We start from the raw sequence: 12,844 nt of genomic DNA, 5'->3' as shown, positions 1-12,844 counted from the left end.
CTAGGCGTCCCACTGTCGCATGCGTATACGGCAATGCTTCATGGCATTGACTATGTGCTTCTCGACCATCGCCCGGGAAATGCCCAGTTGCTCGGCAATCTGCGGATGGGACAGGCCTTCGATCTTGCGCAGCAGAAAACTCTCGCGGCACAACCTCGGCAACTCCGCCAGGGCACTCTGGAGCATTTCCAGGCGCTGGCCATGATCGAGCATGCTTTGTGGCGAAGGGGTGAAATAGCGCTCCTCATTGTCGAGCACGTCCAGGGGTTCGGCCTGACGCAGGGTATTGCGTCGATGGTCGTCGATGACCAGGTTCAGGGCGGTGCGATAAAGGAATGCCCGGGGCTGCTCGATCGGCGTATCACTGGAGCGCTCCAGGACCCGCAGATAAGCGTCATGCACCACATCTTCGGCCACCTGACGGTTGCCCAGCCTGGCGTTCAGGAAACACACCAGTTCGCGATAGTAGTTTTCCAACATGACTCCCGTCCGCACGGGGGTGCGGTTTCTGTCCTTGAGCCGGTTCGGTGACCGCTGAATTACACAGTGGCACGATAGTGGCAGTTCGAGTCGCGTAATTTATAGTAATTCTCATATAGATTTAAAGTACTGCTTCAACTTGCCCGATAAATTGTCTCGCCCCCTGTAGGAGCGAGCCTGCTCGCGATGGTCGTGAACGATGATGCGTATTTTCTGATTTATCGCGTCGTCCTTGCGGCCATCGCGAGCAAGCTCGCTCCTACAGTGGGTTGTGTCGTCGCCTAAATTCTGTGCCCGGTTCATCGTTTACAGGACAGCTCCCCGTCTCTGCCCGCCTCCGCCGCTGAACGACGGGCCGATTTTCCCAGGCTGGAACCCCGCATGAAACGTCCCCGACAGACCCGACGCGCCCTGCTTGCAGCACTTTGTCTGATCCCCGTGGTTGCCGTCGCCGCCTGGCCGTTCATCCCGCCGGGCCGCGACGGGCTGGTCACCGTCCAGGTCAACCGCGCCGACATTGAAAGCAGCGTCACCGCATTGGGCACCCTGCAACCGCGGCGTTATGTCGACGTCGGCGCCCAGGCGTCCGGGCAGATCCAAAAGATCCACGTGGAAGTCGGCGATGTGGTCAAGGAAGGCCAGTTGCTGGTGGAAATCGACCCGTCCACGCAACAGGCCAAACTTGATGCCGGGCGCTTCTCCGTCGAAAATCTCAAGGCGCAGCTGCAGGAACAGCGCGCGCAACACGACCTGGCCCGGCAGAAGTACCAGCGTCAACAGAACCTCGCCGCCGGCGGCGCCACCCGTGAAGAAGACGTGCAGACCGCCCAGGCCGAACTGCGCGCCACCCAGGCACGGGTCGCCATGTTCCAGGCGCAGATCCGCCAGGCCGAAGCCAGCCTGCGCAGCGACCAGGCGGAGCTCGGCTACACGCGGATCTATGCGCCGATGGCCGGCACCGTGGTCGCGCTGGATGCCCGGGTCGGCCAGACCCTCAACGCCCAACAGCAGACGCCGCTGATCCTGCGCATCGCCAAACTGTCGCCAATGACCGTGTGGGCCGAGGTCTCGGAGGCCGACATCGGCCACGTCAAACCCGGCATGCACGCCTGGTTCACCACCCTGAGCGGCGGCACCCGGCGCTGGACCAGCACCGTGCGGCAAATCCTGCCCGTCCCGCCCAAGCCGCTGGACCAGACCAGCCAGGGCGGCGGCAGCCCCGCCAGCACCAGCAAAAGCGGGAGTGCCCGCGTGGTGCTGTACACCGTGTTGCTGGACGTCGACAACGCCGACAACGCCTTGATGGCGGAAATGACCACCCAGGTATTTTTCGTCGCCAATCAGGCGCAGAACGTACTCACCGCGCCCATCGCAGCCCTGCAGGCCGGCCCGCAGACAGACCGGCAGACCGCGCAAGTGGTCGCCAGCAACGGCAGCATCGAGCAGCGCAACGTGCGCACCGGCATCAGTGACCGCCTGCGGGTACAGATCCTCGACGGCCTGCAGGAGGGCGATCACCTGTTGATCGGCCCGGTCGACGGGAGTGGCGGCTGAATGCACACGCCCCTGATCGACCTTTCGGACATCCGCAAAGCCTATGGCGGTGGCGACGCGCCTGAAGTCCACGTGCTGCGTGGCATCGACCTGTCGATCCATGCCGGGGAGTTCGTGGCGATCGTCGGCGCTTCCGGCTCCGGCAAATCGACGCTGATGAACATCCTCGGCTGCCTCGACCGCCCGACCTCGGGCGAATACCGCTTCGCTGGGGAAAACGTCGCGGCGCTGGACAGTGACGAACTGGCCTGGCTGCGCCGTGAAGCCTTTGGTTTTGTGTTCCAGGGCTACCACCTGATTCCCTCCGGTTCGGCCCAGGAAAACGTCGAGATGCCGGCGATCTACGCAGGCTTGCCCGCCGCCGAACGCCACGCCCGCGCCGCCGCCCTGCTCGAGCGCCTCGGCCTGGCTTCGCGCACCGGCAACCGCCCCCATCAACTCTCCGGCGGGCAGCAGCAACGGGTGTCGATTGCCCGCGCGTTGATGAACGGCGGCCACATCATCCTGGCCGACGAACCCACCGGTGCCCTCGACAGCCACAGCGGCGCCGAGGTCATGACCTTGCTCGACGAGCTGGCGAGCCAGGGCCACGTGGTGATCCTCATCACCCACGACCGCGAAGTAGCGGCCCGGGCCAAACGCATCATCGAGATCCGCGACGGCGAGATCATCAGCGACAGCGCCCGGGACAATCCTGCCGCGCAACACTCGGCCAACCCCGGCGCCCTGCAAGCCGTCGATTTACGCAGGCGCCTGAGCGAAGGCGCAGAAGCCACTGGCGCCTGGAAAGGCGAACTGGTCGATGCCGTGCACGCGGCGTGGCGAGTGATGTGGATCAACAAGTTCCGCACCGCCCTGACCCTGCTCGGCATCATCATCGGCGTCGCCTCGGTGGTGGTGATGCTGGCCGTCGGCGAAGGCAGCAAACGCCAGGTGATGGCGCAGATGGGCGCGTTCGGCTCCAACATCATTTACCTCAGCGGCTCGGCGCCCAACCCGCGTACGCCCATGGGCATCGTCACCCTCGATGAAGTCGCGGCGATTGCCAGCTTGCCCCAGGTGAAACGAATCATGCCGGTCAACGGCCAGGAGGCCGGGGTGCGTTTCGGCAACCTCGACCACATGAGCTACGTCGGCGGCAACGACACCAACTTCCCGGCGATTTTCAACTGGCCGGTGGTCGAAGGCAGTTACTTTACCCACGCCGACGAACAGAACGCCGCGGCGGTCGCGGTGATCGGGCACAAGGTGCGGACCAAACTGCTCAAGGACGTGGCCAACCCGATCGGCCAGTACATCCTGATCGAAAACGTCCCCTTCCAGGTGGTCGGCGTGCTCGCGGAAAAAGGCGCCAGCTCCGGCGACTCCGACAGCGACGACCGCATCGCCATCCCCTACTCCGCCGCCAGCGTGCGCCTGTTCGGCACCCACAATCCCGAATACATCGCCATCGCCGCCGCCGACGCGCGCAAGGTCAAGGAAACCGAAAAAGCCATCGAGCAACTGATGCTGCGCCTGCACGACGGCAAGCACGATTTCGAGCTGACCAACAACGCGGCGATGATCCAGGCCGAGGCGCGCACACAAAACACCCTGTCGCTGATGCTCGGTTCGATTGCGGCGATTTCGCTGCTGGTGGGCGGCATCGGTGTGATGAACATCATGCTCATGACCGTGCGCGAGCGGACTCGCGAGATCGGTATCCGCATGGCCACCGGTGCCCGCCAGCGCGACATCCTGCGTCAGTTCCTCACTGAAGCGGTGATGCTCTCGGTGGTGGGCGGCCTCACCGGGATCGCCCTGGCGCTGATCGTCGGTGGCGTGCTGATTGTCAGCGAAGTCGCTGTCGCGTTCTCCCTGATAGCGGTGCTGGGTGCCTTCGGCTGCGCCCTGGTCACCGGTGTCGTTTTCGGCTACATGCCGGCCCGCAAGGCTGCCCGACTCGACCCGGTCACGGCCCTTACCAGTGAATGATCGATTGATGAAGCCGCCACTCAGCCTGTTAACTTTGTGCCTGCTGCTCAGCGCCTGTGGCAGCCCGGCCCAGCGCCCGGACAGCGGCATCCAGCCGCCCGCCGCCTGGCAATCGCCGCACACCGCAGGCACTGTCCATGACAACCAGCAATGGTGGAACCGCTTCGGCAGCCCGCAACTGGGGCGCCTGATCGAACAGGCACGGCTTGGCAGCTACGACCTGGCCGCAGCCATCGCGAGAGTACGCCAGGCCCAGGCCGACACGGTGATTGCCGGCGGCTCGCAATTGCCCGAGGTCAAGGCCGGGGTCAACGCCAATCGCCAGAAACTGCTGCGCGGCAGCGGCTACAGTCAGCTCGATGCCGACAGCGATAACGATGCCGTCGACTACTTCACGGCGAACCTGACGGCCAGCTACGAAATTGATTTCTGGGGCGGCCAACGGGCCAGTCGCGACAGTGCGCAATTCAGTCTGCAAGCCAGCGAGTTCGATCAGGCCACAGTGGAATTGACGTTGCTCAGTGGTGTGGCCAACGGCTACGCGCAAGCCTTGTCGTTACAGGAGCAAAGCCGCATCGCCGAGTTGAATCTGGCCAATGCCCAAAGCGTGTTGAAACTGGTGCAGACCCGTTTCGATTCGGGCTCGGCAACGGCCCTGGAACTGGCGCAGCAAAAAAGCCTGGTGGCAGCGCAGCAACGCCAGCTGCCGCTGGTGCAGCAACAGGCCGAGGATGCACGGATCAGCCTCGCCGCCCTGCTCGGGCGCCCGGTTCAGGCGCTGTCGTTGGGTCAGGAACGCTTCGATCAACTGACCTGGCCCGCCATCAATGCCGGGGTGCCCAGCCAATTGCTCAGCCGCCGTCCGGACATTGCCCGGGCCGAGGCGCAACTGGCTGCGGCCCAGGCGGACGTCACCGTCGCCCGGGCCGCGATGCTGCCGACCGTGACCCTCACCGCCGAAATCGGCTCCGGCGCCGACCGGGCCGACGACATTCTGCGCAGCCCCTTCTACAACATCACCGCCGGGCTGCTCGCGCCGGTGTTCAACAACGGCCGCCTCGGCGCCCAGCGCGACAAGGCCGCGGCACGCCAGGAGGAACTGCTGGAGACCTATCGCGGCGCGATCATCAACGGCTTCGCCGACGTCGAAAAGGCCCTCAACAGCATTCGCGGACTGGATGAACAGCGCGGGTGGCAGAGCGAAGAGCTGAGCCAGGCACAGACCGCGTTCAACATCGCGCAAAGCCGCTATCAGGCCGGGGCCGAGGATTTGCTGACGGTGCTGGAAACCCAGCGCACGCTGTATGCGGCGCAGGATTTGAACGTGCAACTGCGGTTGTCGCGGATGCAGGCGAGTATTGCGCTGTACAAGGCGTTGGGTGGCGGGTGGCAGGTTTTGTAATCTTTGTCGTCAGTGAGTACGCCTTCGCGAGCAGGCTCGCTCCTACATGATTTGTGTCGTGCCCGAACCATGCGGAAAACACTAAACCTTGTAGGAGCGAGCCTGCTCGCGATTGAACGATAACGCGGTATCAAGCCTGGCTCTGTTTAGCCTTCAAATGCCGCGCATACCACGGCCGTTGTGGCACCTTACGGAACAAGCCGGCAAGTTTCTTCTCGTCTTCGCCAAAGGTAATGCGCAGCGCCAGCTTCATGGTTTCCGGGTCCATTTCCACTGACTTGCCTGTCTGCAAACCGGGCGTGGTGCTGCAGCCATGGGTGCTCGGGCCGAGCCACGGGTCATCGATCTCGACCCAGCGCCCTGGCGCGAACCATTGCACGCCGTTGACCTGCAGCCGACTGACCTGCCCCGGATGAAAGCGCTCGTGAGCGCGGAACCAGTCTTCCAGGCGATCGTCGATCCAGCCGTGGAAATGCCAGAACACCGGGCTCACATGGGAAGAAAACGGGTCGCCGAGAAAATCGTTTTCCGGTGCAAACCAGCGTGCGGAAAAGTCCGCCGGATCCCGGGCGAATGGCACCGGCTGACCGTTGGACGGATCACGCGGCACCGAAGCCCAGCGCATGTGCAGCCAGTCGTGCAGGCCCAGTTCGACCTCCGAGCCGAACTGACCGAGGGTCAACGTCGATAGGTAACGCGGATCGCGGTAGCGCGATTCCCAGACCTGGAAATTGCTGTGATAGGTCTCGCCAGTCTTGATGTCGCTGACCCATTGCGTGTACTCGTCATCGTCCTCGGCCAGCCAGGTCGGCGGCAAAGCGGTGCCGTCGTGGTTGTCGAAGTAACGTGCAAAGCCGAGCCTGTCCCGCGCCAGCTCCGGCTGCGGCAACGGGAAGTGCGTCCAGGACGGCAGGTCCTGCATCGAGCGCGCGGTGCCGAGCATGTGCCGGTGCATGAAGAAAAAGTCCACGCCCGAACCGTTGCGATCCTTGCGTTCACCTCGGGCGTCACGCTCTTTGTCTCGCGGTCCGGGTTGCCAGCCGAGCCCGCGCAAGGCGCCGCGCTGGTCTTCGGACAGCTTGTGCCACTTGTCCCGGGAGGCATGCCAAAGCTGGTGGAACAACCGGTGTTCCGGGGATACCAGCCAGGCCAGCAGGGTCGGATTGAGGCCGGCGCGCTCCCGGGCTTCAGGGAATTCCCGTTTGACGGCAATGAATCGATTGTCCTGGGCGGTGAGCATCAGTGGCCGATTCAGGTCCAGCACCCGCCCACTGAGGCTGCCGCTGCCGGCGTTACCGAAACCGGCCCACACCTCGTCCAGGGTCATGTCGAACTCGTAATCGCAACAGCCGCTGGCCCCCAGCAGTCGCCAGGCCAGCTGCTTCGGGTTGGCCCCGGACAAATCGCCGAGCACCTGGTAACGGGGCTCCTCGGTGGAGCGCAAACGCTCGGCGGTGTCGAGATAACCACTGAAACCACGCCCCTTGTGGCCGATGTCGAGGAACACCTCCAGGCCTTCGAGGGGCAAGCCTTCGATACCGGCGTCACGACCTTCGAAACGAATCTGCCAGACCCCGCGCAAGGTATCCGCCAAACGTTGGCCGGCGACATCCGCCACGTCGAACGAGGCTTCGCCGGGGGTGATGGTCGGGTCCGGCCTGGTCAGTTCGCGATGCCCGTAATACACCGCCGGCACGGCGGCACCGGTCAGCGCCAGACCCGCGAGGAACCATCGTCGAGAAATCGTCATTGCCCTACCTGTGTCAGCCATGGAGCAGGCTTTATCCAAGCTAGAACGTTTGTTGCCCGAGCAAATTTAAAAAGCATCGCGAGCAGGGCTCACTCCTACAGGAGAACGCATTCCCCTGCTCGCGATGAGGCCATCAGCCGCGCTAAATTTTCCGGCCAGCCACTCGTTCCCCCCAGATAGCAAAGGCCCCTGCGCCTGATCCGGGGCGGCGAACCTGACTGAGACGACAATGACAAAACCACGTTCGAAAAAGGCTCTTTTCATCGGCCTGCCGCTGGCCCTGGCGATCAGCGCGGGTGCAGGCTTCGCGGCCTGGGACTACGGGTTCAGGGACAACCCAGGCTACCCGGTCAAGGTGATGAAACAGGCCGATCAGTTGCAGGAACGCATTCTCTCGTTCGACAGCCACATCACCGTGCCCATGGACTTCGGCACCGCCGGCAATGAAGTCGACAAGGATGGCGAAGGCCAGTTCGACCTGATCAAGACCGGGCGCGGGCGCCTGTCCGGTGCGGCGCTGACGATTTTCGGCTGGCCGGAAATCTGGAACGGCCCCAACGCCCCCCATCGCCCTACCGCCGGTTTCGTCGACGAGGCCCGCCATGAGCAGGAAACCCGCTACAAGATCATCAGCGCGATGGTGCGTGACTTCCCCAATCAAGTAGCCATCGCCTACACCCCCGACGACTTCCGCCGCCTGCATGGCGAAGGCAAATTCGCGGTGTTCATCAGCATGCTCAACGCCTATCCGCTGGGCAATGACCTCAACGCCCTGGACAAGTGGGCCGCGCGCGGCATGCGCATGTTCGGCTTCAGCTACGTGGGCAACAACGCCTGGGCCGATTCGTCACGGCCGCTGCCGTTTTTCAATGATTCGCGGGACGCCTTGGGTGGGCTGTCGGACATCGGCAAGCAAGCGGTACATCGCCTCAACGACCTGGGCGTGATCATCGATGTGTCGCAGATGTCGACCAAGGCCCTGGAGCAAGTCGCGCAACTGAGCCGCACGCCGATGGTCGCCTCCCACTCGGCACCACGCGCGCTGGTGGACATCCCGCGCAACCTCAGCGACCCGGAAATGCAGCTGATCAAGAACAGCGGCGGCGTGGTGCAGATCGTCGGTTTCCCGACCTATATCCGCCCGCTGAGCCAGGCCACCCAGGACAAGCTCAACGCCCTGCGCGCCCGCTTCGACCTGCAACCGCTGCAAGGCCTGGAGATGGCGCTGATGCCCGGCGATCCGGTGATCACTGTCTGGCCCGAGCAGCGCTTCGGCGAGTACGCCAGCCAGCTCTATTCGATCCTCGACGAAGAACCCAAGGCCACTCTCAAGGATTACGGCGATGCGATCGATTATGCCGTGAAGAAAATCGGCATCGACCACGTCGGCATCAGTTCCGACTTCAACGACGGCGGCGGCCTCGACGGCTGGAAAGACGTCAGCGAGGCCCGCAACGTGACCGCCGAACTGATCAGCCGCGGCTACAGCGAGGCCGACATCGCCAAGCTCTGGGGCGGCAACTTCCTGCGGGTCTGGGACCAGGTGCAGAAGTCCTCCCGGCCTGTCGTTCAAAACTGATTTTTCCTTTGCCAAAGCGAACCGAATCCATGACCAACCGTCGTTCATTCCTCAAGCAGGCCGGCATCCTCGCGGCCGGCATCCCCCTGGTCTCCGCCGTGAGTCTGCCAGCACGGGCCGCCAGCCCCGCGCCACTGCCCAAGGACAAATGGGACCAGTTGCGCCAACTCTTCACCCAAGACCCGAACTACCTGCACTTCGCCAACTTCCTGGTGACCTCGCACCCGCTGCCTGTGCGTGAAGCCATCGAGATGCACCGCGCCAATCTGGATCGCAACCCGGGCCTGGCCATGGACTGGCATCGCGGCGAAACCGAACGCCGCGAAGAAGAGGTGCGCGTGTGGGCCGGTCGCTATCTGAAAGCCAAGCCGTCGCAGATCGCCCTGACCGGCAGCACTACCGAAGGCCTGGCGATGATCTACGCCGGCATCCACGTGCGCCCGGATCAGGAAATCCTCACCAGCGAACACGAGCACTACGCCGCCAACAGCGTGTTCGAATACCGCACCCAGAAGGACGGCACCCAGGTTCGCAAGATCAAATTGTTCGAAGACCCGTACAAGGTTTCGACCGCCGAAGTGCTGGCCGCGATTGAACGCAACATCCGCCCCGAAACCCGCGTGCTGGGCATGACCTGGGTGCATTCCGGCAGCGGCGTGAAGCTGCCCATCGGCGAGATCGGCAAACTGGTGGAAGAGAAAAACCGTGGCCGCGCCGACAAGGACCGCATCCTCTACGTGATCGATGGCGTACACGGCTTCGGCGTGGAGAACGTCGACTTCCCGGACATGCACTGCGATTTCTTCATTGCCGGCACCCACAAATGGATGTTCGGCCCACGGGGTACCGGGATCATTTGCGCCCGCTCCGACGAGCTCAAGGACGTGACCCCGACCATCCCGACCTTCTCCGAAGCCACCCGGTTTTCCACGGTGATGACCTACGGCGGCTACCATTCGTTCGAACACCGCTGGGCGCTGACCGAAGCTTTCAAATTGCACCTGGAGCTGGGCAAGGCCGAGGTGGCGATGCGCATTCACACCATCAACAGCTACCTGAAAAAACGCTTGCAGGCACACCCGTCGGTGGAGCTGGTCACGCCGCTGTCGCCGGAATATTCCGCCGGCTTCACCTTCTTCCGCATCAAGAACCGGGACTGCGAGGAGGTCGCCAATTACCTGATGGATCAGCGCGTGGTGTGCGATGCCGTGGACCGGGATGTCGGGCCGATCATTCGTGTGTCGCCGGGGCTGCTCAATACCCAAGCGCACATCGACCGCCTGATGGAACTGCTGGCCAACCAGGTCTGACTGAGCGAGAGCCATTATGAAAAGCACCCTGAAAAAACTCGGCGCCCTGACGCTGCTGGCCGTGCTCGGCAGCGCCTTGCCCGGCCTCGCCCAGGCCTACACCGCGCCGTTGCCCGGCAAGGTCTTCAAGGATTGCCGTAACTGCCCGGAAATGGTGGTGCTGCCCGCCGGCACCTTCACCATGGGCACCCCGGACGACGAGGTCGGCCGCGAGCCAGATGAAGGCCCGATGCATGAGGTGACGTTCGACAAACCCTTCGCCATGAGCCGCTACCAGATCACCGCTGGCGAATGGGCCCAATACATGAAGGAAACCGGAGTCACCCTGCCCGATGGTGACACCCGCCCCGGCCGGGCATGCACCAATGGCAAACCGAGTTACCCCCAGGACCCGCGCCAGCCGGCGGTGTGCATGAACTTCGCCGAAGTCAGCGCCTACGTCGCCTGGCTGTCGATGAAAACCGGCCAGCATTACCACATCGTCAGCGAGGCCCAGCGCGAGTACGCAGCCCGCGCCGGGTCAACGGGAGCGTTCCCCTTCCCGTTCGACCCCGGCACCGAGTACAGCATCGCCACCCATGCCAACACCTACGGCCCCACCGATGGCTACAGTTACTCCTCACCGGTGGGCAGCTTTCCGGCGAATGCCTTCGGCATGTACGACATGCATGGCAACGTCTACGAGTGGATCGCCGACTGCTACCACCCGGACTACGTCGGCGCGCCCACCGATGGCAGCGCCTGGACCGAACCGAACTGCGACACCCTGCGCATCCGTGGCAACGACTGGGGCGAAGCGCCAGTGTTTTCCCGCTCGGGCAACCGCAATGACATCGACCCGCAGACCCGTGGCGACTGGATCGGATTTCGCGTCGTGCGCACTCTCTAGCTTCCCCATCCTGTGGGAGCGAGCCTGCTCGCGAAAGCGGTCTGCCTGTCGCAGTAGAAGTTGACTGATAGTCCGCCTTCGCGAGCAGGCTCGCTCCCACACTGATTTGTACCCTGTCAGCGGACCGAGCCCCCGCCACCCGTCTCCCACCCTTTAAATTAAGCCCTCCACCAGACGTTCTACTGGGTATCTGCCTCAAGACCCAAGGAACCCTCTGCTCATGACCCAGCCAACGCGCGGTGCAATTCATGAATTGTTCACCCTCCTCAAACCGTTCCGGCTCGTCGTCAGTCTGTCGATCCTTTTGGGCATGGTGGGTGGCCTGAGCGTGACGGCGCTGTTGGCCACCATCAACAACGCGCTGCACTCGCCGAATGGCCTGACCCAAGGCGTGGTCGCGCTGTTCGGCGGCCTGTGCCTGCTGGCCCTGGGCAGTTCGATCTGCTCGGACATCGGCACCAACTACGTCGGCCAGCACATCATTGCCAGGCTGCGCAAAACCCTTGGGGAAAAGGTGCTTTCAGCGCCCATCGAGCAGATCGAGCGCTACCGCAGCCACCGGCTGATCCCGGTGCTGACCCACGATGTCGACACCATCAGCGACTTCGCCTTCGCCTTCGCACCGCTGGCGATTTCCCTGACCGTGACCCTCGGCTGCATGGGCTACCTGGCGATGTTGTCGTGGCCGATGTTCCTGATGATGGTGCTGGCGATTGCCATCGGCACCGGCATCCAGTTCTACGCCCAGGGCAAGGGCATCCAGGGTTTCATGGCCGCCCGCGATGCCGAGGACGATCTGCAAAAGCACTACAACGCCATTGCCGGCGGCGCCAAGGAGTTGCGCATCCACCGCCCGCGCCGCCAGCGCATGTTCGTCAAGGGCATCCAGGGCACCGCCGATTTCATCTGTAACACACAGGTGCGTTCGATCAACACCTTCGTGATCGCCAAGACCCTGGGCTCGATGCTGTTCTTCGTGGTGATCGGCCTGGCGCTGGCCCTGCAATCGTTCTGGCCCAGTGCCGACCAAGCGGTGATGAGCGGTTTCGTGCTGGTGCTGCTGTACATGAAAGGCCCGATCGAGCACCTGGTCAGCACCTTGCCGATCGTCAGCCGGGCGCGCATTGCCTTTCGCCGCATCGCCGAACTGTCCAGCCAGTTTTCCTCCCCCGAGCCGCACCTGCTGCTCAACGACAAAGGCACCTCGCCGACGGTGGTCAACCGCTTGCAACTGGACAACGTCAGCTACGCCTTCCCCGCCGCCCCCGGCAGCGACGCGTTTCGCCTGGGCCCGGTGAACCTGACCATCGAGCAAGGCGACATCGTTTTCATCGTCGGCGAAAACGGCTGCGGCAAGACCACCCTGATCAAGTTGCTGCTGGGCCTCTACGCGCCGCAACAGGGATCGATCCTGCTCAACGGCCAAGGCATCGATGCGCACAATCGCGACGACTACCGCCAATTGTTCACCACGATTTTTGCCGACTACTACCTGTTCGATGACGTGGTCCAGGGCGACCAGCACATTCCCGAAGATGCCAACCAATACCTGCAGCGGCTGGAAATCGCGCACAAGGTCAGCGTCAGGGACGGCAGCTTCACCACCACCGACCTGTCCACCGGCCAGCGCAAACGCCTGGCGCTGGTCAATGCCTGGCTGGAAGAGCGCCCGGTGCTGGTGTTCGACGAATGGGCCGCCGACCAGGACCCGACCTTCCGCCGCATCTTCTACACCGAGCTGCTGCCGGACCTCAAACGCCTGGGCAAGACCATCATCGTGATCTCCCACGACGACCGCTATTTCGACATGGCCGATCAACTGGTGCGCATGGAATCGGGCCGGGTCGTCACCGAGCGCACAACCGCTTGAGTGCCATTGCCGCACGCAAATCATTGTTTTTTGAAG

Annotated in this window: 9 protein-coding genes; 7 read left to right on the top strand and 2 right to left on the bottom strand. The window is 63.4% G+C overall.

Annotated features, from left to right (window positions below; translation table 11 throughout):
- Entirely contained in the window at positions 1 to 480 is a 480-nt protein-coding gene (locus tag ACM6J5_RS08610; protein WP_095942540.1) for a sigma-70 family RNA polymerase sigma factor, read from the bottom strand.
- 381 nt (positions 481 to 861) lie between these two features.
- Here ACM6J5_RS08610 and ACM6J5_RS08605 point away from each other — a divergent pair, with 381 nt between their 5' ends.
- Genes ACM6J5_RS08605 through ACM6J5_RS08595 form a run of 3 tightly spaced genes read left to right on the top strand, consistent with a single transcriptional unit; the run spans position 862 to position 5,410 of the window.
- Positions 862 to 2,034 carry an efflux RND transporter periplasmic adaptor subunit gene (locus tag ACM6J5_RS08605; protein WP_414928196.1) on the top strand — a complete coding sequence of 391 codons (1,173 nt, stop codon included), beginning with the start codon at positions 862 to 864 and terminating at the stop codon, positions 2,032 to 2,034.
- Entirely contained in the window at positions 2,035 to 4,008 is a 1,974-nt protein-coding gene (locus ACM6J5_RS08600; RefSeq protein ID WP_150674015.1) for a MacB family efflux pump subunit, read from the top strand.
- 7 nt (positions 4,009 to 4,015) lie between these two features.
- Positions 4,016 to 5,410 (top strand): efflux transporter outer membrane subunit, encoded by a 1,395-nt coding sequence (locus ACM6J5_RS08595; protein ID WP_414928195.1) that lies wholly within the window; start codon positions 4,016 to 4,018, stop codon positions 5,408 to 5,410.
- 130 nt (positions 5,411 to 5,540) lie between these two features.
- Here the strand turns inward: ACM6J5_RS08595 and ACM6J5_RS08590 are convergent, their stop codons facing one another.
- Complete coding sequence (locus ACM6J5_RS08590) at positions 5,541 to 7,160, bottom strand: PvdJ/PvdD/PvdP-like protein (protein ID WP_414928194.1); 1,620 nt, start codon at positions 7,158 to 7,160, stop codon at positions 5,541 to 5,543.
- 229 nt (positions 7,161 to 7,389) lie between these two features.
- Here ACM6J5_RS08590 and pvdM point away from each other — a divergent pair, with 229 nt between their 5' ends.
- The 4 genes from pvdM to ACM6J5_RS08570 all read left to right on the top strand — a co-directional run bounded on the left by pvdM (position 7,390) and on the right by ACM6J5_RS08570 (position 12,808).
- Positions 7,390 to 8,739, top strand: a complete 1,350-nt coding sequence (gene pvdM / locus ACM6J5_RS08585; protein WP_095942535.1) for a pyoverdine-tailoring dipeptidase-like protein PvdM — start codon at positions 7,390 to 7,392, stop codon at positions 8,737 to 8,739.
- 29 nt (positions 8,740 to 8,768) lie between these two features.
- Positions 8,769 to 10,049 carry an aminotransferase class V-fold PLP-dependent enzyme gene (locus ACM6J5_RS08580; protein ID WP_414928193.1) on the top strand — a complete coding sequence of 427 codons (1,281 nt, stop codon included), beginning with the start codon at positions 8,769 to 8,771 and terminating at the stop codon, positions 10,047 to 10,049.
- A 16-nt stretch (positions 10,050 to 10,065) separates the two neighbouring features.
- Entirely contained in the window at positions 10,066 to 10,938 is an 873-nt protein-coding gene (locus ACM6J5_RS08575; protein WP_095942533.1) for a formylglycine-generating enzyme family protein, read from the top strand.
- Positions 10,939 to 11,158: 220 nt separating this feature from the next.
- Entirely contained in the window at positions 11,159 to 12,808 is a 1,650-nt protein-coding gene (locus ACM6J5_RS08570) for a cyclic peptide export ABC transporter (RefSeq protein ID WP_414928192.1), read from the top strand.
- Positions 12,809 to 12,844: the final 36 nt, after the last annotated feature.

It is taken from the genome of Pseudomonas sp. IT-P74, assembly GCF_949768175.1.
Lineage (GTDB): Bacteria > Pseudomonadota > Gammaproteobacteria > Pseudomonadales > Pseudomonadaceae > Aquipseudomonas.
This window is presented reverse-complemented; position numbering and strand designations above follow the sequence as displayed.

What these genes read in the sequence shown, in the direction of transcription:
- ACM6J5_RS08610 (WP_095942540.1), bottom strand. Translation starts at nt 480, where the DNA reads ATGTTGGAAAACTACTATCGCGAACTGGTGTGTTTCCTGAACGCCAGG.
- ACM6J5_RS08605 (WP_414928196.1), top strand. Translation starts at nt 862, where the DNA reads ATGAAACGTCCCCGACAGACCCGACGCGCCCTGCTTGCAGCACTTTGT.
- ACM6J5_RS08600 (WP_150674015.1), top strand. Translation starts at nt 2,035, where the DNA reads ATGCACACGCCCCTGATCGACCTTTCGGACATCCGCAAAGCCTATGGC.
- ACM6J5_RS08595 (WP_414928195.1), top strand. Translation starts at nt 4,016, where the DNA reads ATGAAGCCGCCACTCAGCCTGTTAACTTTGTGCCTGCTGCTCAGCGCC.
- ACM6J5_RS08590 (WP_414928194.1), bottom strand. Translation starts at nt 7,160, where the DNA reads ATGACGATTTCTCGACGATGGTTCCTCGCGGGTCTGGCGCTGACCGGT.
- pvdM (WP_095942535.1), top strand. Translation starts at nt 7,390, where the DNA reads ATGACAAAACCACGTTCGAAAAAGGCTCTTTTCATCGGCCTGCCGCTG.
- ACM6J5_RS08580 (WP_414928193.1), top strand. Translation starts at nt 8,769, where the DNA reads ATGACCAACCGTCGTTCATTCCTCAAGCAGGCCGGCATCCTCGCGGCC.
- ACM6J5_RS08575 (WP_095942533.1), top strand. Translation starts at nt 10,066, where the DNA reads ATGAAAAGCACCCTGAAAAAACTCGGCGCCCTGACGCTGCTGGCCGTG.
- ACM6J5_RS08570 (WP_414928192.1), top strand. Translation starts at nt 11,159, where the DNA reads ATGACCCAGCCAACGCGCGGTGCAATTCATGAATTGTTCACCCTCCTC.